General features: G+C 45.2%; 23 protein-coding genes. 12 read left to right on the top strand and 11 right to left on the bottom strand.

The genetic code is table 11. The annotated features are described in order from the left end of the window. Positions 1 to 7 precede the first annotated feature (7 nt). The 5 genes from accA to OC193_RS11885 all read left to right on the top strand — a co-directional run bounded on the left by accA (position 8) and on the right by OC193_RS11885 (position 4174). Positions 8 to 967: an acetyl-CoA carboxylase carboxyl transferase subunit alpha gene (gene accA, locus OC193_RS11905; protein ID WP_017060731.1), complete on the top strand. Its 960-nt coding sequence runs from the start codon at positions 8 to 10 to the stop codon at positions 965 to 967. 126 nt (positions 968 to 1093) lie between these two features. Then, positions 1094 to 2431 (top strand): tRNA lysidine(34) synthetase TilS, encoded by a 1338-nt coding sequence (gene tilS, locus OC193_RS11900; RefSeq protein ID WP_048661227.1) that lies wholly within the window; start codon positions 1094 to 1096, stop codon positions 2429 to 2431. 58 nt (positions 2432 to 2489) lie between these two features. Next, positions 2490 to 2801 (top strand): c-type cytochrome, encoded by a 312-nt coding sequence (locus OC193_RS11895; protein WP_048661228.1) that lies wholly within the window; start codon positions 2490 to 2492, stop codon positions 2799 to 2801. 130 nt (positions 2802 to 2931) lie between these two features. Then, positions 2932 to 3270 carry a nitrogen regulatory protein P-II gene (glnB, locus tag OC193_RS11890; RefSeq protein WP_004738609.1) on the top strand — a complete coding sequence of 113 codons (339 nt, stop codon included), beginning with the start codon at positions 2932 to 2934 and terminating at the stop codon, positions 3268 to 3270. 61 nt (positions 3271 to 3331) lie between these two features. Next, positions 3332 to 4174 carry an endonuclease/exonuclease/phosphatase family protein gene (locus OC193_RS11885; protein WP_048664590.1) on the top strand — a complete coding sequence of 281 codons (843 nt, stop codon included), beginning with the start codon at positions 3332 to 3334 and terminating at the stop codon, positions 4172 to 4174. Positions 4175 to 4208: 34 nt separating this feature from the next. Here OC193_RS11885 and OC193_RS11880 read toward each other — a convergent pair whose 3' ends face one another. From OC193_RS11880 to gloB, 3 genes are all read right to left on the bottom strand, one after another. Beyond that, a complete protein-coding gene (locus tag OC193_RS11880; RefSeq protein ID WP_048661230.1) occupies positions 4209 to 4895 on the bottom strand; it encodes a YIP1 family protein in 687 nt (228 codons plus the stop codon). Continuing rightward, positions 4892 to 6466 (bottom strand): LysM peptidoglycan-binding domain-containing protein, encoded by a 1575-nt coding sequence (locus OC193_RS11875; protein WP_048664591.1) that lies wholly within the window; start codon positions 6464 to 6466, stop codon positions 4892 to 4894. The genes OC193_RS11880 and OC193_RS11875 overlap by 4 nt, the downstream gene beginning before the upstream one ends. A 70-nt stretch (positions 6467 to 6536) precedes the next feature. Beyond that, positions 6537 to 7295 carry a hydroxyacylglutathione hydrolase gene (gloB, locus tag OC193_RS11870; protein WP_048664593.1) on the bottom strand — a complete coding sequence of 253 codons (759 nt, stop codon included), beginning with the start codon at positions 7293 to 7295 and terminating at the stop codon, positions 6537 to 6539. Between the two features lie 49 nt (positions 7296 to 7344). Here gloB and OC193_RS11865 point away from each other — a divergent pair, with 49 nt between their 5' ends. Beyond that, positions 7345 to 8127, top strand: a complete 783-nt coding sequence (locus OC193_RS11865) for a class I SAM-dependent methyltransferase (RefSeq protein WP_048661233.1) — start codon at positions 7345 to 7347, stop codon at positions 8125 to 8127. Positions 8128 to 8246: 119 nt separating this feature from the next. On the opposite strand, the gene rnhA is transcribed toward OC193_RS11865, so the two are convergent. Then, entirely contained in the window at positions 8247 to 8711 is a 465-nt protein-coding gene (rnhA, locus tag OC193_RS11860) for a ribonuclease HI (protein WP_048661234.1), read from the bottom strand. A 56-nt stretch (positions 8712 to 8767) separates the two neighbouring features. On the opposite strand from rnhA, the gene dnaQ reads away from it, so the two are divergent. Together dnaQ and OC193_RS11850 are read left to right on the top strand one after the other, a co-directional pair. Continuing rightward, positions 8768 to 9535, top strand: coding sequence for a DNA polymerase III subunit epsilon (dnaQ, locus tag OC193_RS11855; protein WP_017060722.1), 768 nt, complete (start codon positions 8768 to 8770; stop codon positions 9533 to 9535). A gap of 9 nt (positions 9536 to 9544) precedes the next feature. Beyond that, a complete protein-coding gene (locus tag OC193_RS11850; protein ID WP_017066581.1) occupies positions 9545 to 10792 on the top strand; it encodes a TIGR03503 family protein in 1248 nt (415 codons plus the stop codon). 127 nt (positions 10793 to 10919) lie between these two features. On the opposite strand, the gene fadE is transcribed toward OC193_RS11850, so the two are convergent. Beyond that, a complete protein-coding gene (gene fadE, locus OC193_RS11845; protein ID WP_048664595.1) occupies positions 10920 to 13385 on the bottom strand; it encodes an acyl-CoA dehydrogenase FadE in 2466 nt (821 codons plus the stop codon). 328 nt (positions 13386 to 13713) lie between these two features. On the opposite strand from fadE, the gene lpcA reads away from it, so the two are divergent. Then, positions 13714 to 14292 (top strand): D-sedoheptulose 7-phosphate isomerase, encoded by a 579-nt coding sequence (lpcA, locus tag OC193_RS11840; protein WP_048664596.1) that lies wholly within the window; start codon positions 13714 to 13716, stop codon positions 14290 to 14292. Positions 14293 to 14356: 64 nt separating this feature from the next. Then, a complete protein-coding gene (locus OC193_RS11835) occupies positions 14357 to 15202 on the top strand; it encodes a class II glutamine amidotransferase (RefSeq protein WP_048664598.1) in 846 nt (281 codons plus the stop codon). Between the two features lie 106 nt (positions 15203 to 15308). Here OC193_RS11835 and purN read toward each other — a convergent pair whose 3' ends face one another. Both purN and purM read right to left on the bottom strand, forming a co-directional pair. Then, positions 15309 to 15995 carry a phosphoribosylglycinamide formyltransferase gene (gene purN, locus OC193_RS11830; protein WP_102432042.1) on the bottom strand — a complete coding sequence of 229 codons (687 nt, stop codon included), beginning with the start codon at positions 15993 to 15995 and terminating at the stop codon, positions 15309 to 15311. 124 nt (positions 15996 to 16119) lie between these two features. Continuing rightward, the gene (gene purM / locus OC193_RS11825; RefSeq protein WP_048664599.1) at positions 16120 to 17160 is read right to left on the bottom strand and encodes a phosphoribosylformylglycinamidine cyclo-ligase; all 1041 of its coding nucleotides are present in this window, start codon (positions 17158 to 17160) and stop codon (positions 16120 to 16122) included. Positions 17161 to 17329: 169 nt separating this feature from the next. Between purM and upp the strand changes: the two genes are divergently transcribed. Next, the gene (upp, locus tag OC193_RS11820) at positions 17330 to 17956 is read left to right on the top strand and encodes a uracil phosphoribosyltransferase (protein WP_017060716.1); all 627 of its coding nucleotides are present in this window, start codon (positions 17330 to 17332) and stop codon (positions 17954 to 17956) included. A 141-nt stretch (positions 17957 to 18097) separates the two neighbouring features. Here upp and OC193_RS11815 read toward each other — a convergent pair whose 3' ends face one another. Beyond that, on the bottom strand, positions 18098 to 19336 hold the full coding sequence (locus OC193_RS11815) for a uracil-xanthine permease family protein (protein ID WP_048661237.1): 1239 nt from the start codon (positions 19334 to 19336) through the stop codon (positions 18098 to 18100). Positions 19337 to 19614: 278 nt separating this feature from the next. Here OC193_RS11815 and OC193_RS11810 point away from each other — a divergent pair, with 278 nt between their 5' ends. After that, a complete protein-coding gene (locus OC193_RS11810) occupies positions 19615 to 20865 on the top strand; it encodes a DUF2066 domain-containing protein (RefSeq protein WP_048661238.1) in 1251 nt (416 codons plus the stop codon). A 111-nt stretch (positions 20866 to 20976) separates the two neighbouring features. Here the strand turns inward: OC193_RS11810 and OC193_RS11805 are convergent, their stop codons facing one another. Genes OC193_RS11805 through arsC form a run of 3 tightly spaced genes read right to left on the bottom strand, consistent with a single transcriptional unit; the run spans position 20977 to position 22361 of the window. Continuing rightward, a complete protein-coding gene (locus OC193_RS11805; protein ID WP_048661239.1) occupies positions 20977 to 21414 on the bottom strand; it encodes a DUF2069 domain-containing protein in 438 nt (145 codons plus the stop codon). Next, entirely contained in the window at positions 21411 to 22004 is a 594-nt protein-coding gene (gene wrbA / locus OC193_RS11800) for an NAD(P)H:quinone oxidoreductase (protein WP_048661240.1), read from the bottom strand. The genes OC193_RS11805 and wrbA overlap by 4 nt, the downstream gene beginning before the upstream one ends. 6 nt (positions 22005 to 22010) lie before the next feature. After that, positions 22011 to 22361: an arsenate reductase (glutaredoxin) gene (arsC, locus tag OC193_RS11795; protein WP_048661241.1), complete on the bottom strand. Its 351-nt coding sequence runs from the start codon at positions 22359 to 22361 to the stop codon at positions 22011 to 22013. Positions 22362 to 22436 lie beyond the last annotated feature (75 nt).

The raw sequence follows: 22436 nt of genomic DNA, 5'->3' as shown, positions 1-22436 counted from the left end.
TTCATAGATGAGCCTGAACTTTCTAGAATTTGAAAAGCCTATCGCTGAACTTGAAGCAAAAATCGAAGCGCTACGTGACGTTTCGCGTCATGGTGGTGACACAGCGGTAGATCTAGACAAAGAAATCGAACAACTAGAGAAAAAAAGCTTAGAGCTTAAACAGAAAATCTTTAGTGACTTAGGTGCATGGCAGGTTGCTCAACTTGCTCGTCACCCTCAACGTCCTTACACAAAAGATTACCTGGAGCATGCATTCACAGAGTTTGAAGAGATGGCGGGCGATCGCGCTTACGCTGACGACAAAGCTATTGTGGGTGGTATGGCTCGTCTAAATGGCCGTCCTGTTATGGTTATTGGTCACCAGAAAGGTCGCGAGACTAAAGAGAAAGTGATCCGTAACTTTGGTATGCCAAAGCCAGAAGGTTACCGTAAGGCGCTACGTCTAATGGAAACCGCTGAGCGTTTCAACATGCCTATTATTACTTTCATCGACACAGCGGGCGCATACCCAGGTGTTGGTGCTGAAGAGCGTGGTCAATCTGAAGCTATCGCGAAAAACCTAAAGGTTATGGCTGGTCTTTCTGTTCCAGTTATCTGTAACGTTGTGGGTGAAGGCGGTTCTGGTGGTGCACTAGCGATTGGTGTTGGTGACTACGTGAACATGCTTCAGTACTCTACGTATTCAGTAATCTCTCCAGAAGGTTGTGCTTCAATCCTATGGCGTGATTCAGATAAAGCCCCACAAGCAGCTGAAGCGATGGGCCTGATTGCTCCTCGTCTTAAAGAGCTTGAGCTTATCGACGAAATCATTCCTGAGCCTCTAGGTGGCGCGCACCGCGACCCTGCACAAACCGCTCAGAACATGAAAGACATGCTAGTTAAACAGCTAGAAGAGCTAGAGCAGTTTGATAACGAAACGCTTCTTGAGCGTCGTTACCAGCGTCTAATGAGCTACGGCTACTGCTGATAAGTTACCTTAGTAATAAGGTCTGCTTAACGTAACAAGTTGATGAAAGGGTTGGACTCAGTGCCAACCCTTTTTTATTATTAAAACATTATCCTTTCACACACGACCTCTTGGTTTAGTAGCCTCATGACACACTTAATTGATACTTTCACATCTGTACTTGATCAAAGCGCGCTTAAGCCTCGTAGTAGGTTGGTCGTCGCTTTCAGTGGTGGTGTCGATTCACGAGTGTTGTTGGAGTTATCCGCTCAATATGCCCAAGCGCACGACATTGAGTGCCATGCGGTTCATGTGCACCATGGCTTAAGTACAAATGCAGACCTCTGGGTAGAACAATGCCAAACATGGTGTGATGGTTTGTCTATTCCATTAGCTATTGAGCGAGTGTCGTTGGATGTTAACAGTGGAGAAAGCATAGAAAAACTCGCTAGAGATGCTAGGTATCACGCCTTCAAACAACATATTCGATATGGGGATGTGCTTGTTACAGGTCAACACCTCGATGATCAAGTAGAGACTTTCTTGTTAGCGTTGAAGCGTGGCAGTGGGCCTAAAGGCCTCTCTTCAATGGCGAAAGTGATGCCGTTTGTTGATGCTCATATTGTTCGCCCTATGCTATCGGTAACTCGAACCGAGATTGAAGCAGCTGCTTACGGCATGGGCTTAACTTGGGTAGAAGATGAGAGTAATCAGGATGTGCGTTTTGACCGAAACTTTATTCGTCATCAAGTGACTCCGGTGCTGACTGAGCGTTGGCCGAGCTTTCGTGAGTCGGTCAGTCGTAGTGCTCAGCTTTGTGCGGAGCAAGAGTTATTGCTCGATGAGTTACTTGAGTCACACTTTCAGCAAGCTTTGGGAGATAGTCAGAGCTTAAGCATTGAGGCGTTATCTCAACACTCAGACTTGTTACGAGCACGACTGTTAAGAATGTGGTTGAGTCATTGTAATCAAGCAATGCCGAGTCAAAAGCAGCTCAAGCTTATCTGGAATGAAGTGGCGTGCGCTCAGGTTGATGCCAACCCTAAATTGGTGTTGAATGAGGTTGAGGTTAGGCGTTTTAATCATCAGCTCTACATAGTGAAAGAGACTAAGGACTTGTCGAGTTGGCATGCCGATGTTGTGCTTGGTGATAGCTTGCAACTGCCCGATGGTTTAGGGAAATTACAATTCATGCCATCACAGAGTGATGCTGTATCGAATGGTCGTAATTCGCAAAGCTTCAGCTTGAAGGGGTTAAACGGAGCGCTACGAGTGATCTTCAACCCTGAAGGATTATCAGCGCATCCTGTTGGACGCGGTCATAGCAGAAAGCTCAAAAAACTCTTTCAAGAGTACCAAGTACCCAGTTGGTTACGACGCAGAACGCCAATATTAATGGATGGCGATCGAGTGATCGCTGTTTTAGGCTTATTCGTAGATAAAAACTACGAAGGTCAAGATTGTGAAGCGCTTTGGAGCAAGTAGAAAAAGTTTGTGTCACAATTCACCGTCACTTTAATAAAAATAATTAATGGAATATGCAATGAAGAAAATTACACTAGGATTAGTTCTTGGATTTGGACTATTGAGTGGTAACGCTCTGGCGGGTGATGTTGCTGCGGGTCAAGCTAAAGCAGCAATCTGTGCAGCATGTCATGGTGCTGACGGTATCGCAGTGATCCCAGGTTACCCAAACCTTAAAGGTCAAAACGAGCAATACATCGCTTCATCAATTAACGCATATAAGAACGGCCAGCGTACAGGCGGTTTGGCCGCTGTAATGCAGGCTCAAGCTTCAATGCTGAATGATGCAGATATTGCTAATCTAGCCGCTTACTACGCAAGCCTAAAGTAAAACCTTCTTAAAGCGCTGATTAAACAAGATGATAAATTTCGAGCCAGAGCTTTAAAGCTCTGGCTTTTTTCATTGAATGTTTACTATAGCTAACCGATAATGAGCCATTCGCACAGTTTAAGGGATGAACATGAAAAAGATTGAAGCCATTATCAAGCCATTCAAACTTGATGATGTACGTGAAGCACTTGCAGAAGTGGGTATTACGGGTATGACAGTATCTGAAGTGAAAGGCTTTGGACGTCAGAAAGGTCATACTGAGCTATACCGCGGCGCAGAGTACATGGTCGACTTTTTACCTAAAGTGAAATTGGAAATTGTTGTGACCGACGAAGTGGCTGACCAATGTGTTGATACCATTATCGAAACGGCGCAAACAGGCAAAATTGGCGACGGTAAGATCTTCATTACTGACGTTGAACGTGTGGTACGTATTCGTACTGGTGAAGAAGACGAAGACGCCGTATAAAAAAACTATTACCCTAAAAGGAGCGTTTATCGCTCCTTTTTCATCTCTGGTAGGGTGTTGTATGTTTAAGAAAACCATCATTGTTATCACGCTATTGATAACGCTTGCTGTCGTTAGTTTTCATTTAATCTTCGTGATCCCGAATAAACCCAACCTGATCACCTCTTCTCAAAATACCAGCAATGATATCTACAGTTGCTATCAAAATTCTGAGCCGAGAGCAATTGATGTGTCTGATGGCTTAGACATTACGGTGTGGAATATCTACAAGCAAAACCGAAGTAATTGGCAGAGTGAATTAAATAAGCTGTCGGCTGGTAGCGATTTAGTCTTGTTGCAAGAAGCGAGTATGACAGAAGAACTTCGCCAATGGGTAACGAGTGGCCAGTGGGGAAGCACTCGTGTTAATGCGTTTGAAGCCTTTGAGCAAAGTGCTGGTGTACTTAACCTAGCGACGCATTTGCCTATCGAAGCTTGTGCTTATACTCATGAAGAACCTTGGCTTCAATTACCAAAATCCGCGCTTTGGTCGCGTTACCAACTTAGTAACGGCGAACAACTGGCCGTGATTAACATCCATGCTGTGAACTTTACGTTTGGTACGGAAGATTACAAAGCTCAGCTCAAGAGCTTAACTGACAATCTGCAAAAGTATCGTGGGCCTGTTATTTTTGCTGGGGATTTTAATAGTTGGAGTGAAGCCCGCTTTGCTGTCTTGAAAGGTGCATTGGAACAGGTAGGTTTGACGGAAGTAGCCTTTGACCCAGACAACAGAACTCAGTTCATTACAGGACTGGTGCTCGATCATGTGTTCTATCGAGGGCTAGAGGTAGAAAAAGCAAAAGCGCCCATTACGGACGCTTCTGATCATAACCCTATGCGAGTGACTTTTAAGGTTAAATAGGCTAGAGAGTTTTCGCTAGCCTTATATCTTTAACTTAAAAGATTAAAATGTAGAGCGCCCAGATTAGGTAGTAGCCGACCCATGGTAAGCCAGAGATGACCAGTGCCTGACCACGCTCAAACTCAGTCCACGTCAATACTGCGGCATAACCCAACACAATGTACCAAGGCAACAACAGTGGTAATGAGCTAGCAAACTGCGACCAATCATTGGTTAGCGGTAACTTGATTAAGCCGTTTAAGCTATTCAAATCAGCGGCGTAGTTCATCACATGTCCATGCTTGAGTATCAGGCTTGCGTAGCTCGCAATGTCGCCTAAAACTGCAGGGAAGATGATAACGGATGCCGCTGCAAACCATCGCCAAAAGCTATGTTGATGTTGGCTTGGCTTTGTTGCTAGGTTAAACCAGAATGCCAACAAAACGATGGTTAGCGTTCGGCTAAATACGTCGTTGATGATTTCACTTGCGAGTAGGGTGTTGCTGTCAAGTAACGCCAATTGGTCAGGGTTAGTTTGAGCCAATTGCTGTGATAGCTCTGCACTTAACCATGCAAAATCGACATTCGAAAAATAAGCACCCCAAAACAAAAATGGGCTGAGCATTAATACGACGTAGGGTTGCCATCCCCAAGCACTTCGCTGATAAAGCGCTAAGAAACACGCTGTTGGTGAACGGAATATATCCAACAGCATGACGAGTGGGTTACTTGACGGGTTCATACACTTACCTTAGTTACATCAACATACAGCTTGAGTTTTTGTCCTGGCTGTAGGTATTTCTTGTTCTGCAAAGCGTTCCATTTTACAACATCTGTACTTTTTACTTTGAACTTTGATGCAATACCGCTGACTGTGTCACCAGATCTTACGTTATAGAAGATCGTGCGGATGATGGCGCCGTCTGAACCATTCTTCCAAATGACCAGTTCTTGACCAACTCTCAACGTGTCGCGTGGTCCCATACCGTTCCACTTAGCCAGTGATTGGTGAGATACCTTATTTGCGCGTGCAATCGTCCATAGGCTGTCACCACTTTTTACTGTATGGCTGAGCTTATATTGACCACGACTCTTCGACTGTGTGCTTGCTAGGCGGTTTGAAGCGCTTAGTGCGTATGTCTTGTCGTCTTTAGTTGATGTTGGGATTAGCAGGTGCTGTCCAATACGAATATTGTTGTTGCTCAAACCGTTTGCAGAGCGAATCACTTTACTGGTGGTGTTGTATTTGCTTGCTAGCACGCTAATGCTGTCACCAGATTGAACTTTGTAACGCACCAACTTCATGCCTTTGCCTTTATTGGCAGCGACTTCTTTGTTGAATTTTTCAACTGAGTCTAGAGGAAGTAATAGCTGTTGGTGTTTCTCTGGTGCCGTTGCCCACTGGTTGTAAGCAGGGTTGTAGCCTTGCAGCTCTTTAACTGGAATGCCTGCGTAGTTCGCAGCAATCGCTAGATCAAGCTGTTCTTCAGGGTTAACCAGAGTCAGCACTGGCTTGTTCGGGATCGCAGGGATATCGATGCCATACTTCTCTTGATTGGCAATGACATCAGCTAGAGCAAGCAGTTTAGGTACATAGCTGCTGGTCTCTTTTGGTAAATCGAGAGAGAAGAAGTCGATTGGTTTACCCAACTTCTTGTTCTTACGGATTGCGCTGTTCACTCGACCACCGCCACTGTTATAGGCAGCAATCGCATGGTTCCAGTCGCCATCGAAACGTCGGTTAAGGTCTGATAAGAAATCCAATGCGGCGTCGGTAGAGGCGGCAACATCACGGCGGCCGTCATACCAAAAGTTCTGTTCAAGCCCGTAGTCTTTACCTGTGCCTGAAATGAATTGCCATAGACCTGCAGCACTGCCATGAGAATAGGCAAACGCATCGAAAGAACTTTCTACAACGGGCAATAGGGCCAGCTCTAGTGGTAAGCCTTTTTCTTCAATCTTAGTGGTGATCAGATACAGGAAAGGTTCAGCACGCTTTGATACGGTTTTTAGATGACTCGGGTGCTTGAGGTACCAAGTTCGGTAGTAGTCGACCTTCTTTTGGTCTGGTACTTCCATTTCAAGTTGCATCGCAATGCGTTTCCAAACATCTTGTTGTGTTTGTGGAGTTACGACAGGTGCTTCAACTTTTTGATCTTCTTTGGCTGTGGCTTCTGATGAAACGTTCGCTTGAGAAACTTCTTTAGTAGGAGATGTGTTGGTTTGCTCGGAAGCTTGGTCTGGATTCTCTGACTGAGTTAATTGGCAACCAGAAAGTAGTAATACCAAAGCCCAGCTGTACTTAACTCGCATGTTACAGCCTTTTTAATTAACGGCCGATGATAATACTTGCCACCCCCTATGAGTGACAAGTCTGTATTTGTTAAAATTCGTTCTTCCACGCACGTAAAGCGGTGAATACCGATAAAGGGTCGGTCTGCTCGGTGCGATTAGACACTGATTTCACTACACTTGGCTCGGTATAGCGCAAGAAGGGGTTCACAAACTTCTCTTGTCTCAAATTTGTGGGGATGGTCGACTTATTTTGCGCGCGAAGTCGGTTCACTTGGTCGCGATATTGCTGCAAATGTTGGTTGTCAGGTTCAACCGCTAATGCGAAAGCGATGTTTGCGGCTGTGTATTCATGCGCACAATAAACTTCGGTTTCTTGAGGTAGCGCCGTGATCTTATTCAGTGCATCGAACATCTGTTGTGGTGTGCCTTCCATGATTCGGCCGCAACCCGCAGAGAACAGCACATCACCACAAAACAGTTTCGCATCACCTACATAACCAATATGACCCGCGGTGTGGCCACTGAGCCCTAGGACGAGGAATACTTCGTCAAACAGTTCTAATTGGTCACCATCATCGACTGGGTGAGTTAAGGTGGGGATTGGTTCATTCCTTGGACCCACGACATCAACGCCGGGAAATTGTCTAACTAGTTCTGGAACGCCACCAATGTGATCGTGGTGGTGGTGCGTAATCAAGATTGCATCTAAAGTTAGCTCATGGTGTGCTAAGTACTCTAATACTGGAGCCGCATCACCGGGGTCGACGACAGCACAACGGCGATCGCTATTTTCAATCAGCCAGATGTAATTGTCGTTAAATGCAGGTATGCTTTTGATATGTAACATTATTGGTTCTCCAGTTTTAGTGCGACAGAATAAGTGAGACAGATTATTGATGAAGCCAGCACGTAGCAGAAAGAAGTTTGAACGTCCTTATACTTGGGCGCAATTGCACAATGGGGACTGGTTGAGAGAATCTATTCAAACTCGACTCGATGAGTGGTGCCCAAAGCTATTTGGTTACCATATGCTCAAGCTCGGTGGCCTCAGTAGTGAGATTTCTAGCTGCACATGCAACATTCAACATCAAGTAAACCTAGATATCCAGAACCCATTACATAATGTGATAGCGGATGGCTATAATTTGCCCTTTTTGGAGAAAAGCTTTGATGTTGTGGTGTTGAGTCATCAGTTAGATTATAGCAATGACCCACATCGCTTATTGAGAGAAGTTGATCGAGTCATGATGGACGATGGCTATATCATTATCACTGGCTTTAACCCGATTAGTGTCACTGGGCTTGCCAGTTTGATGCCTTGGCGAAAGAACAGTTTGCCTTGGAGTGGGCGCATGTACACGCCTAACCGAATAAAAGACTGGTTAGGGGTACTTAATTATGAAGTGATTCATTGTGACACCTACGCGCTGTTTCCGATGAGTAAGTATCAAGCGATGTGGACGTGGTTGGAGAACAGCTTAGGTGGATGTGCATCCTTCGCCGGAAGCCAATACTTTATTGTTGCACGTAAACGTACTTACCCGCTAAAACCTATCAAGCCACATTGGCACCTTAAGCGACGTTTCTCACCTGTTGGAGCAAGTTTTAGAACAAATACGCGTCGTACAATGGATTCAGCCAAAGCATCATATCCGCTAAAAACAGAAAAAGCCGACTAGTTGTCGGCTTTTTATCTACTAGTTCGGTTAAGAAACTATCAATTAATTTAAGGCGTTATCAATCAGTTTCAGGAACAATAAATCATTTTCTGAAATGTACGTCTAATTCAAAAAGACGATTAACTTGGCTGATAGCCCGTATCTTCTTTAGTCGGATTTTCCGCTGCGTTTCTTGCTAAATCATCACACATTTCGTTTTCTCTGTGTCCTGCGTGTCCTTTTACCCAGCGCCAATCAACGCTATGACGAGCGGTTTCTTTATCAAGCCTTTGCCACAGATCGGCATTTTTAACCGGTTTCTTGTCGGCTGTTTTCCAGTCACGCTTTTTCCAGTTGTGAATCCACTGTGTGATGCCTTGACGCACGTATTGGCTATCTGTGGTCAGAATCACAGAACAAGGCTCTTTGAGGGCTTGGAGAGCAACGACAGCGGCGAGCATTTCCATACGGTTATTGGTTGTTAGCGTGAAACCTTCTGCTAGCGTCTTCTCGACTTTTTTGTAGCGAAGTACGATGCCATAGCCGCCAGGACCAGGGTTGCCTAAACAAGAACCATCAGTGAAAATTTCAACTTGTTTCGTCATGATTTGATACTATTACCTCAAGCACATTATCGGCATAGTCTGACACAGTTATCCTTATGAATACCAGTAGCACTCCAGAACAAAGCACGAACGAAAAAAACAGTTCGAACGAAAATAAGCGCATTGTTGTACTCGATACCGAAACCACCGGTATGAATACAGAAGGTGGCCCTCATTACATGGGTCACCGCATCGTTGAAATTGGTGCAGTAGAGATCATCAACCGTAGGTTGACCGGGCGTCATTTTCACGTCTACATAAAACCTGATCGTGCGATTCAAGAAGAGGCGATTGGCGTTCACGGTATTACCGATGAGTTCTTGATTGATAAGCCTGAATATCAAGACATACATAAAGAGTTTCTCGACTTTATAAAAGGTGCAGAGCTGGTGGCTCATAACGCGCCCTTCGATACCGGCTTTATGGACTATGAGTTTGAGAAGCTTAATCCAGCGATAGGTAAAACGGATGACTACTGTAAAGTTACCGATACCTTGGCGATGGCGAAGAAGATATTCCCAGGTAAAAGAAACAACCTAGATATCTTATGTGACCGTTATGGTATTGATAACTCGCACCGTACTCTCCACGGCGCATTGCTCGATGCGGAGATCCTAGCCGACGTCTACTTATTGATGACGGGTGGCCAAACTTCGCTGCAATTTAACGCTGGTCAACAGGAAGGCGAAGCCGAAAGCATACGAAGAGTAGAAAGTGGTCGAAAATCCCTAAAGGTTTTACGAGCTACGGCCGATGAAGTAGAAGCGCATCAAAGTCGTTTAGATCTCGTCGAGAAAAGCGGAAGCTGCCTCTGGCGTCAGTAGGGAGAGAGTATGTTAAGGGTATTGGCTACCGGTTGTTTATTGCTGTTAAGCTTTAGCTTGCATGCGGCAACAGAATCCGTAATGAGTTTATTGGACAACCGTTTTCGAGTTGATTCCAGTATTGAACAAGTCACCTTTGTGATTTATCGAGCCGATAACTCTAAACCTGTCGTTTTGGTTCGTCCTGATGGCAAGAAATACTACTCTTGGCGCAATGCTGATAATGTCCGTTGGTACGAAGAGTCGTCCATGGACATTATATCTATCGACAATCCGATGCCTGGCCCTTGGCAAGCGATAGGTAAAGTTTCCCCTAAGAACAACATCAAGCTCCTGTCTCATCTTGTTTTGGATGCTAATGAGTTTCCCGACAAGTTGTATCAGACTGAGCGCATTAAATTTACCGCCCGTCTCACCTCTGATGGCAAGCCGCTTGTGCTACGTGATTTTCTCGATCGCGTGAAGCTTAAGGTTACCTTTACTAAGTTTGTTGAAAACGAAGAGTCTTTAGTGAGAGAAGCTCGCCCGGTTCCGGTTGTGATGGGCGAGTTTGCTGATGATGGTGTTGATCTTGATGAAAAAGCGGGAGACGGCGTATTCACAGTATCCTTACCAATTGATATCGAGCCCGGTAAATACCGAGCGCGAATTACCTCTGGTAATGGTGTGTTCCTGCGAGCGCAAGAGCAAGAAGTCTTGGTTTACCCAACACCGCTCACTACCACCTTTATTCAGTCTCGAAAAGAGGGTTTACCTCATACTATTGTGGTGTCTGGTGAACAGGGGATGATCGCACCGAGCTCTTTGGCGGTTCATGTTGAGCACAAGGCTCCTGATGAATATGTTATGTACAAGCAGGGGCAAGCTGAAGTCGACGCAATGAAAGTCGCTTTAGAGCTGCCTTATAATGGCGATTTAGGGATTTATAATTGGTCAGGGATGGTTTATGCCACTGATGCTTCAAGTCAGCGCCCGCTTATCTTTCCAATTACTGAGCAGTCGTACAGCGTTGTTGAAGATATCGACTTAGCAGAGTCACGACGCCTTCAAGAAGAAGCACTTGCTGAACAGAAGCGTATCGCAACAGAGTTGATGATCCTTCAAAAACGTGAAGATGACAGACAGCGCAGTATGATCATTATTGCGGTGGGTAATGTGGTCGCTATTCTATTGGGCTTATTGATTTGGTTTGTGGTTCGTAAGGTCAAGGCGAAGAAAAAAGCGTTACCTGAGATGCAGCTTAAAGCGCCTAAGTAACTCGCTTAGATGATTAGGTTGTCTGGAGAGAAGCCGCCAGAGATAAAGCATTAGAATTTTTGACAACGATGTCATGAACAAAAAAACGGGACTCATAGGAGTCCCGTTTTTGTTTCTATTTTTGACCTTAAGCGACGTTATCAATCGATTGGTCTGGGTACTGAGACTTTGCTGCAAGCTCCTCTGGTGAGAAGTCATCAACGTTAATCGTGTACAGTCTGTGTTCCTCAGCGCTAATCAGAAGATTTGCTTCGTCTTGCGTTAAGATACCTTTTTCAAGTCCCAACTGAGCAACAAGATCAAGTCGTAAGAAGGCACGTTTTTGATGCGTCTCTTTGCAGACTTTGTCGAACAGAGGTTCAGCTTGAAGAATCACTTCTAGCGCTTTTTCAATCTTACCTACTGGGTTGTATTCCGTTGCTTCTAGGTATTGGCCACGACCGATACGAGAGCGTGTTTCACTTGGTGTTTGTAGAATGTGCGCGACTTTGCTATCCAGCTTGTCGTTTGGTGCACGACGGATACGGCCAAATGGCATTAGCACAACACGAAGCAGACGACCAATCACAGGGTTAGGGAAGTTCGCTAAGAACTCATCAATCGCCACTTCAGTTTGGCGTAAGCTATCTTGCATACCCCAATGTACTAACGGTAGATCTTCAGCGTGGCTGCCTTCGCTTTCAAAGCGTTTCAGCGTTGCTGAGCCGAGGTAAAGTTGACTCAGGATGTCCCCCAATCTTGCTGATAAACGTTCTCTACGCTTCAGTGAGCCACCTAGAACTGCCATTGAGATATCAGACAGTAGCGCTAGGTTTGCACTGTAGCGGTTTAGCTGTTGGTAGTAACGTTGTGTCTGTTTATCGGTTTTATTTGAAGGTGTTGGCGCATCTGAACCACGGCCATCGGTTAAACCAAACCACAAGCTGCGGACTAGGTTACTCATAGTAAAGCTAACGTGTCCTGCTAACGCCGAATCAAACTTATCTAGAGCATCACTGCTTTCAGAATAAGCCGCTTCCATTTCGTTAAGTACGTAAGGGTGACAGCGAATCGCACCTTGACCATAGATGATCATTGAACGAGTCAGGATGTTTGCGCCTTCAACCGTAATCGCGATAGGCGAACCTTGGTAGCCACGAGCTAGGAAGTTCGATGGACCTAAGCAAATACCTTTACCGCCAACAATATCCATAGCATCGATGATGCTGCGCTGACCACGGTGTGTACAGTGGTACTTAACGATTGCTGAGATAACCGAAGGTTTTTCGCCAAGATCGATACCTGCAACGGTTAGATTACTTGCCGCATCCATCACATAAGCGTTACCCGCTAGGCGTGCAAGTGGCTCTTCAACCCCTTCCATGCGGCCAATCGGTTGTTTGAATTGACGACGAATACGAGCATAAGCGCCCGTTGCTAATGCAGCAGACTTAATACCACCCGTTGAGTTTGAAGGCAGTGTGATACCACGACCAACCGACAGACACTCAACCAGCATACGCCAGCCTTGACCTGCCATTTTCTGGCCACCAATGATGAAGTCGATAGGCACAAAGATATCGTCGCCTTGCGTCGGACCGTTCTGGAACGGCACATTCAGCGGGAAGTGGCGATTGCCAATTTCTACGCCTTTTAAATCCGTTGGGATAAGCGCACAAGTGATGCCTAGATCTTTTTGGTCACCAAGCAGACCATCAGGGTCACGCAGTTTAAAGGCCAAGCCTAATACCGTCGCGACAGGTGCTAGGGTGATGTAACGCTTGTTCCAAGTTAGGCGCATGCCCAATACTTCTTCACCTTGCCATTCGCCTTTACATACCACACCGTAATCTGGGATTGAACCTGCATCAGAGCCAGCTTCTGGGCTCGTCAGGGCAAAACAAGGGATCTCTTTACCTTCCGCTAGGCGCGGCAGGTAATGATTTCTTTGTTCTTCTGTACCGTAGTGTTGTAATAACTCACCAGGGCCTAATGAGTTAGGTACGCCAACCGTTGATGACAATACGCTAGAAACGCCGGTTAGCTTCTGAAGAACCAAAGACTGAGCGTAAGCCGAGAATTCTAAACCGCCGTATTTTTTCTTGATGATCATGGCGAAGAATTTATGGTCTTTCAGGTATTGCCATACTTCTGGTGGCAAATCAGCAAGTTCATGTGTCACTTGGTAATCATTGACCATCTCACACACAGTATTTACTGGGCCATCTAAAAATGCTTGTTCCGCTTCCGAGAGTTTCGGGTCAGCAATATTCTGAAGTTTCTTCCATTCAGGCTTGCCTTTGAACAGCTCTGCTTCCCACCATACTGTGCCAGCTTCCAATGCTTCTTTTTCTGTCTGGGACATCGCTGGTAGAACTTTCTTAAATAAAGAGAGTGCTTTTTGGCTGATTAGGGTCTGACGAATGGTCGGTACAGCAAAGATCGCAACGGCTAACAAGTAACAAAGCCAACCAGTGACGGCCACGCCGCCGAACAGTGTTAATGCTACCATTGCGCCAGTTAATACAACTAATGCACGTACCAGACTAACTCTATGGTAAAGACAGACGCCTAAGATGGCTGTCATGCCGAGTAGGGAGAGCAATATGTTCATGATCGATTTCCTTTTCAGAGATCACTTATTGTTATTAAGTTTTAGGTAAGAGGTCTAACCAGTCAAGTGTAAACAAAATATTAAATATTTGTAAAACTCCAAAGTGAATAAAAAGTGATCTCAATAGAGTTAAAGTTCTAATTGTGAGAGGTTGGTGGCGAATATTTGGACGGATCGGCAGCGAGACTCTAATTAAGGTGGCAATCTTTGGGCTTAAGTGTCGACACTATTTCATGTTTGTGGGTAAACTCAGGTAAAAGAGGGGAAAACCCTCAGCTCTCATTTCACGTACTTTAAGTTGCGTAAAAAAATATAAGAGATAAGCCTTATGTACCATGACCTAATCAAAAGTGAATTGAACGAAGCTGCTGACGTTCTGAATAAGTTCCTGAGTGATGACCATAACATCGCTCAAATTGAAGCGGCGGCAAAACTGATTGCTGACTCATTCAAGCAAGAGGGCAAAGTGCTTTCTTGTGGTAACGGTGGTTCACACTGTGATGCAATGCACTTCGCAGAAGAGCTTACTGGCCGATACCGTGAAAACCGTCCAGGTTACGCTGGTATTGCGATTTCAGATCCAAGCCACCTGTCTTGCGTGAGTAATGATTTTGGCTACGACCACGTATTTTCTCGTTATGTAGAAGCGGTAGGTCGTAAAGGTGATGTGTTGTTCGGTCTGTCGACTTCAGGTAACTCTGCCAACATTTTGAAAGCGATTGAAGCTGCTCAAGCTAAAGGCATGAAGACGATTGCATTGACGGGTAAAGATGGCGGTAAAATGGCGGGTTGCGCTGATATCGAAATCCGAGTGCCACATTTTGGTTACGCAGACCGTATCCAAGAGATTCACATTAAGATCATTCATATTGTGATTCAGCTTGTCGAAAAAGAGATGGAAGAATAATTTTACAGACATCTGGAGCCCAGATTTCTGGCTCCATTGGTTTTAATAGGGAGTAGATTAAACCATGTGTGAATTGCTCGGTATGAGCGCGAATGTGCCAACTGATATTTGTTTTAGCTTTACTGGTCTTATGCAGCGTGGAGGTAACACCGGCCCGCATCGTGATGGCTGGGGTATTACCTTTTATGAGGGTAAGGGTTTTCGCACCTTTAAAGATCCGAATCCGAGCTGTGAATCTAAGATCGCTGACTTGGTTCAAAACTACCCAATTAAAAGCCAAGCTGTTGTCAGTCATATCCGTCAAGCCAATCGTGGTGGCGTCAATCTAGAAAATACACATCCTTTTACCCGAGAGCTGTGGGGGCGATACTGGACCTTTGCTCACAATGGTCAATTGTCAGATTATGATGATCTGGTGAGTGGTCGTTTCAGACCTGTCGGTGAAACGGACAGTGAACTCTCTTTTTGTTGGCTACTGAAACAACTTGAAGAGCGTTTTCCTGAACCGCCTCAAGACATGGAAGGTATGTTTCGTTTCGTGGCTGAGTGTTGTGACAAGCTACGCGAGAAAGGTGTTTTCAACATGTTATTGAGCGATGGTGAGTATGTGATGACATACTGTACTAACCATTTGTACTGGATAACCAGACGCGCGCCTTTTGGTAATGCGAGTCTGATTGATGAAGATGTTGAGATTAACTTTCAAGAAGAGACCACGCCTAATGATGTGGTTACGGTAGTGGCGACTCAGCCTCTTACTGACAATGAAGAGTGGTTTAGAATGAAGCCGGGCGAATACGCACTGTTTCATTTTGGTGAGCTGATTGGTAACAACCATCAAGCATTGGAAGATGTCGCTTATGCGCCGAAGAAGGTGGTAAGCCAAGCACCGACTGAGCCATTGAGTTAAGTAATTCGAATAGTTTTATTTTGAAACGCATAGAAGAAAGGCCGCTTACTGTACTAATGAATCAGTAAGCGGCCTTTTTGTTTTTATTTGGTTTAGTTTTAACGAATTACTCTTCTGCGTAACCGTGCTTGCCCAATGCCTTGCTGTCTAAGATAGCTTGTCCGTTTGCCATTGATAAACGATCTTCCGCGAACCACTTGCAGACCAGAGGATAAATGCAGTGTTCTTGGGTGAGTACTCGGCTCGCTAGCATGTCGGCATCATCCCCTTCAAATACTGGCACCTTAGCTTGTAAGATTACAGGACCACCATCGAGCTCTTCGGTAACAAAGTGGACGCTGGTGCCATGCTCTTTGTCCTGAGCATCAATAGCACGCTGGTGGGTGTGCAGCCCCGGATACTTAGGTAACAGAGAAGGGTGGATATTGATCATTTTACCCGCGTAATGACGAACAAACTCTGAACTCAGAATGCGCATATAGCCAGCGAGTACAATCAGGTCGGGTTGGTAAGCATCGATCTGAACCATCAATTCATGATCAAATTCTTCACGCGAATTAAATTCTTTTGGATTCACCGAATGAGCGTCAACACCTGCTGACTTTGCTCTCTCTAGACCAAAAGCCTCTGCTTTGTTTGAGAAAACGGCCTTAACAGAGGCATCAATCGTGTGGCTCTCACAGGCATCCAAAATTGCCTGCAAGTTACTTCCGCTTCCTGAGACTAAAACGACGATGTTTTTCTTAGAGTGACTGTTATTCATAGAATGGCTGTTCTTCATAGAGTGGGTCATGCGATTGGTTAACTGGACTGTTTACAATGTACCTACATAAACTAAGGTTTTCTGCGGGCTAAATAGCAAAATGAGGACCATTAGGTCCTCATTGATTAACTAACTAAGTAAGTGAGCGTATCACTTATTTGATTTCTACTTGCTCTTCGCCAGCTTCAGCGTTTGCGATCTCACCGATAACCCAAGCGTTTTCGCCTTCTGCTTTCAGTAGTTCAACAGCAGCGTCTGCTTGATCTTTAGGTAGAGCAACAACTAGGCCAACACCACAGTTGAAAGTGCGGTACATTTCGAATGTCTCCACGTTACCTTTCTCTTGTAGCCAGCTGAAGATAGCAGGCCATTCCCAGCTCTTGCCATCAATGACTGCTTTAGTGCCTTCAGGAAGTACGCGTGGGATATTTTCCCAGAAACCACCACCTGTGATGTGCGAGATAGCATGAATGTCATGCTCAGCAATCATCTTAAGTGCCGATTTGATGTAAATCTTAGTAGGTTCTAGTAGGTGCTCACCGATAGTGCGACCTTCTAGTTCTTCACTCTTATCAGCACCAGAAACTTCTAGAACTTTACGAATTAAAGAGTAACCGTTTGAGTGTGGACCACTTGAACCAACAGCGATAAGTGCGTCGCCTGCTGCTACTTTAGCGCCGTCAATGATGTCAGCTTTTTCTACAACACCAACACAGAAACCAGCTACGTCGTAGTCGTCGCCTTCGTACATGCCTGGCATTTCAGCCGTTTCACCACCGATTAGTGCACAACCAGCTTGAACACAACCTTCAGCGATACCAGAAACAACGTCTGCTGCTGTATCTACATCTAGCTTACCTGTTGCGTAGTAGTCTAGGAAAAATAGCGGCTCACCACCTTGAACGATTAGGTCGTTCACACACATTGCCACTAGGTCGATACCAATGGTGTCGTGTTTTTTCAGATCCAAAGCAAGGCGAAGTTTAGTACCAACACCATCAGTACCTGAAACAAGTACCGGCTCTTTGTATTTCGTTGGAAGTTCACATAGGGCGCCAAAGCCACCAATACCGCCCATTACTTCAGGGCGACGAGTGCGTTTAACAGCACCTTTAATACGGTCTACTAGTGCATTACCTGCGTCGATATCAACACCAGCGTCTTTGTAGCTTAGAGAAGAAGTATTACCACTCACGGGATAGTCCTCGAACTTAAGTTGGATGTGAAAACGGCGCTATTCTAACAGGGCTTGATTACCAAGAGCAAACGTTTGCGCGGTTTTTTTTATTAGAATAAAGATTCTGAAATAACCTTAGAGTTCGTGTATAATCTACAGGTTTGTTTAAATATTGCCGGAGTTGGAAATGAAAGTTGTTGAAGTGAAACACCCGCTAGTAAAACATAAAATTGGCCTGATGCGTGAAGGTGAGATTAGCACTAAGCGTTTTCGTGAGCTAGCGACAGAAGTGGGTAGCCTTCTAACATACGAAGCGACATCAGACTTTGAAACTGAGCGTGTGACGATTAACGGTTGGAACGGTCCAGTAGAAGTTGACCAAATTAAAGGTAAAAAAGTAACGGTAGTGCCAATCCTACGTGCTGGTCTAGGCATGATGGACGGCGTTCTTGAGCACATCCCAAGTGCACGTATCAGCGTTGTTGGTATTTACCGTGACGAAGAAACACTTGAGCCAGTACCATACTTCAACAAGCTTGCATCTAACATCGACGAGCGTATTGCTCTAGTGGTAGACCCAATGCTTGCGACTGGTGGTTCTATGATCGCGACTATCGACCTAATGAAAGAGAAAGGTTGTAAGCACTTTAAGATTCTTGTGCTTGTTGCTGCTCCTGAAGGTATCGCTGCTCTAGAAAAAGCGCACCCAGATGTTGAGCTTTACACGGCCGCAATCGACGAGAAGCTAAACGACAAGGGTTACATTGTTCCTGGTCTTGGCGATGCTGGTGATAAGATCTTCGGTACTAAGTAATTCGGTTTCAGCTTAAGTGACTCTAAACCGTTTCTTAACTCGCTGAATTAGCCGTATTAGTAAAAAGGGAGAGCATTCAATGCTCTCCCTTTTTTGATCTTGTTGGTTTGTGATTCTTTTGAATCTAGCCTTACCGATTCATTAATCGATTTGAGCTTTGTCTACCACAGTGTTGTCACCTAACTCTTCTGGAAGCACTAGGTTAAGTAGAATCGCCACGATACCGCACAAGCTTACGCCCTGTAGGCTGAAATCACCGATACCAAAGGCCATGCCGCCAATACCAAAGACTAAAGTAATGCCGACAATCACAAGGTTGCGTGATTTGTGTAGGTCAACTTTGTTTTGAATTAGAGTATTCAAACCTACGGTTGCGATAGAGCCAAACAGTAGAATCATGATGCCGCCCATTACAGGAACCGGAATCGTTTGAAGTAGTGCACCTAGCTTACCGACCAATGCAAGAACGATAGCTGTTACAGCAGCCCAAGTCATGATCACTGGGTTGAATGCTTTGGTCAGCATTACTGCACCTGTTACTTCACTGTACGTAGTGTTTGGTGGCGCGCCCAGCATTGAAGCGGCAATGGTTGCCACGCCGTCGCCAGTAATAGTGCGGTGTAAACCTGGTTTCTTAAGGTAGTCTTTGCCTGTTACATTAGAAATAGCAAGCATGTCGCCTACGTGCTCAACAGCAGGTGCAATCGCGACAAACACCATAAAGAAGATAGCGTTGATGTTGAACTCTGGCGCAGTGAAGTTTGGTAGTGCTAACCAAGATGCTTGCGCTACTGGTGTGAAGTCTACCGCGCCGTATACCAAGCTGGTGATGTAACCCGCAACAATACCACCGAAGATTGGCAGCAGCTTAAGGAAGCCTTTTGAGAACACACTGATGACAATCGTCACTAACAGTGAAATAGAAGAGATCCACAGTGCAGCGTCTGCATCAACAAGTTGAACCGCGCCATCGCCTGTCTTACCTAGCGCCATGTTAACTGCAACAGGTGCAAGACCTAAACCAATAACCATAATTACTGGGCCAACAACGACTGGTGGGAGCAGTTTATGGATAAAGCCAACGCCACGAACTTTAATTAACGCGCCCATTAGTACATACACAACACCTGCCGCCATTAGGCCGCCCATGGTTGCGCCTACACCCCAAGTTTGAATACCAAACATGATAGGCGCGATGAATGCAAAAGAAGATGCTAAGAAGATTGGCACTGAACGGCGTGTAATAAGTTGGAATAAAAGGGTACCAATACCTGCGCCAAAGAGTGCAACGTTGGGGTCAAGTCCTGTTAGTAGCGGCACGAGTACAAGCGCACCAAATGCTACAAACAGCATTTGCGCACCTTGCAGAGCATTTTTCATGTTATGTCCTTAAAAATGGTCGTTATATGAAAAGCGAAAAATAAAATTCGCGGGATTCTATCACTTAGCAATCGATTGCCACACTAAATAGATCAAATTTATTTATCTTAGTGATGTTTTATATCCATCTAAGCCCTAGAAATTCAGTTTATAAGTGAGCGATTTATCATGGCCAGGTGATATTTTGTGGTTATTAAACACAGTGGGCGCTATCGACCTTGCCCCTCAATCCATAGTTGCTTATCATCTAGGCACAAGATTTGAATATTAGGATCAGTATGCGCTACATAGCATTGTTGTTGATGGGACTATTAGCCTCTCCGAGTTACGCCTTAACTCAAGTAGATATTTTTAGTGCTGAAGTTGCGATTAACGCTGAAGACAAACAGCCAGAACAAGTGGCAAGAAATACAGGTATGGAGCAGGTATTGATACGTGCGACCGGCCAAACTGATGTCGCTTCGAATGAGACGATTCAAAAGGCGATGCGCAAGAGTTCGCAGTACATGTCTCAAATGAGTTTTGGTGAAAGCAATGACCAATCAACATTGCGTATGCGTTTTAACGGTGCTCAAATCCGTTCGCTATTGACTCAAGCACAGTTACCGTACTGGCCTGACACGCGTTCAAACATCCTTGTTTGGCTGGTGGAAGAGGACAACTACGACAAGAATATCGTCTGGGAACACTCTAACTCGCAGTTAGCAGCGGGCTTGCAAGCAAACGCAAAAGAGCGCGGTTTGCCTCTAACGCTGCCTGTGGGTGACTTTGACGATATTACGGGTATTGCGACTTCTGATTTGTGGGGCAGCTTTGTTACGCCAATCAGTAAAGCGAGTCAGCGTTACCCTGTTGATGCTGTATTGGTGATCAAGGCTCAATCTTCAGGTCTACGTTGGACTCTATATGATCAAAAGCCAAGTCAATTGACGAGCGCACCAACATCGCCTGTAAGTGGTTCTTTATCAGGTAACAGTGCCACGACTTCTAAGAAGTTAGTCGACCAAATCAGTAACTACTACGCAGGAAAAAGTGCTGTGACGGTAGCGAGTGAGTCATCAGAATCGATTTTAACGCAGTTTATTAGCCTGAATAATGCTCAAGACTTCTTTCAGTTGGAAAACGCACTTAAGCGTCTCAACTCGGTGGCAAGCCTAGATATTCTGAAGATTCAGAACAACGAAGTAACTTTCCGAATTCACTTATTGTCGACTCAACAAGAGTTTGAGCAAGAAGTTGCAAGTATTCGCCAAGTTGCGAAGGTTGAAGAATCTTACATTGAGCCTGAAGTGAGCCCTGAATTTGAAACTCAAGACAACACCATGTCTGTAGGCGATGATTCAACAGACGCTGCTGAAGTCGTTGGTGACGAAACTGACTCAGGCGTACAAGTGATTAATGGCAACGAGGTATCTGAGGATACTGAGCTAACGAACACGCCTGACGCAACGCTAGAGGAATCTAACACAGCTGATACTGCGCCAGTACATGCTAAGCCAAGCTTGGTATACGAGTGGGTTCGCTCATAATTGTCAGCTGACATGACTGATTGAAATGAAAACATGAAAAAAGCCCTGCAAGAGCAATCCTGCAGGGCTTTTGTTTATCTAGTGTCTGTGTTCAAGAGCAACGTATCAATATTATTGCTCGAATTTCGCTTTTTCTTTCTTTTCTACTTCCGAAAGGCGCTTCAACTTGATGCCTAACTCTTTAGCCCTAAAGCGAGTAAATAAGATATTGCCCGCGAAACCAAGAGTCGTCAGAAGCAGTTCTACAGCCGCTAACAAGCGTTCACCATCATCTACATACAAAATAGTTAATGCGTGTAGGAAATAGAGCATCAGGACGAAATTCGCCCAAGCGTGCGTATAAGGCTTACCGGCTAAAATGCCTGGTAATGGCAGTAATAGCGGTATTGCCCAAGCAATTGCCAGTGTTACATTACTGAGATGAGGATGCGGCGAAAGCGTCATCTGCCACGCCACAACCCAACCTAACAGCAATAGGTTGCCTGCTAATGCGAGATAGCGGAATAGCTTAGTCTTAGGAGACATCGCCTTCTCTGACATGTACATCATTGAGAGATTCCTTTCTGATTCATAGCAATGCGCGCGAGGCGTTTACCTAGGTTCTGCGCCAACTCAATTTCTTCTTTGCTTAATGAAGCACTTTCGCCTGTGCTGCTTGCACCATAAGGCGTACCACCGGTTTGAGTGGTGTGCAGCGCAGGTTCTGAGTAGGGGATGCCCACGACTAACATGCCATGATGCAGCAGGGGCAACATCATGCTTTGTTGTGTCGTCTCTTGACCACCATGCAGTGATGAAGAAGAAGTGAATACGCAAGCTGGCTTATCGATGAGATCGCCATTGATCCACAGTGACGTCGTGCTATCCCAAAAGTGCTTCATCGGCCCGGCCATGTTACCAAACCAAACCGGACTGCCTAGCGCTAAACCATCACAAGAGCGTAACTCTTGTAATGTTGCAATAGGGTCGGTTGGTTGATGACGCGAATCAGGCTGCTCTTCTACGGTATACACGTCGTTCACTGTTCTCAGCATAGCTTCACACTCAGGGATGGACTCCACCCCTCGTGCAATCTGTCTTGCTAAAGCTTGTGTGTTGCCGTGGCGACTATAATAAAGAACAAGAATGTTAATGCTCATATCGGATTACAGAATCTCTAATACTTGCTCTGGTGGACGACCAATCTTTGCTTTGTTGTTCGCAACAACCACTGGGCGCTCGAACAGTTTTGGATTTGTTGCCATTGCTGAGAAAAGATCTTCATCAGTTACTGATGCATCATCCAAGTTTGCTTCTTTGTAGTCCGCTTCTTTGGTACGCATCATGTCGCGAACACTGTCAAAACCCAGTTGAGTGAAAAGCACTTTTAGCTGCTCGACAGTTAAAGGCGTGTCTAGGTACTTGATAACTTCAGGTTGTACACCGTTTGTTTCAAGCAATTCGAGAGTTTGACGGCTCTTTGAGCAACGTGGATTATGATAAATCACGACAGACATGGTTCTTCCTCATTATTATTTTTGATTTAATTGTTTAGCTGAAGCCACCAGAGGCGACTTCTTTTTTGTGTAACG

Origin of the sequence: Vibrio crassostreae (assembly GCF_024347415.1) — a bacterium.
GTDB classification, from domain to species: Bacteria; Pseudomonadota; Gammaproteobacteria; order Enterobacterales; family Vibrionaceae; genus Vibrio; species Vibrio crassostreae.
The sequence above is the reverse complement of the archived record's forward strand: the minus strand, read 5'-3'. Positions and strand labels throughout refer to the sequence as shown.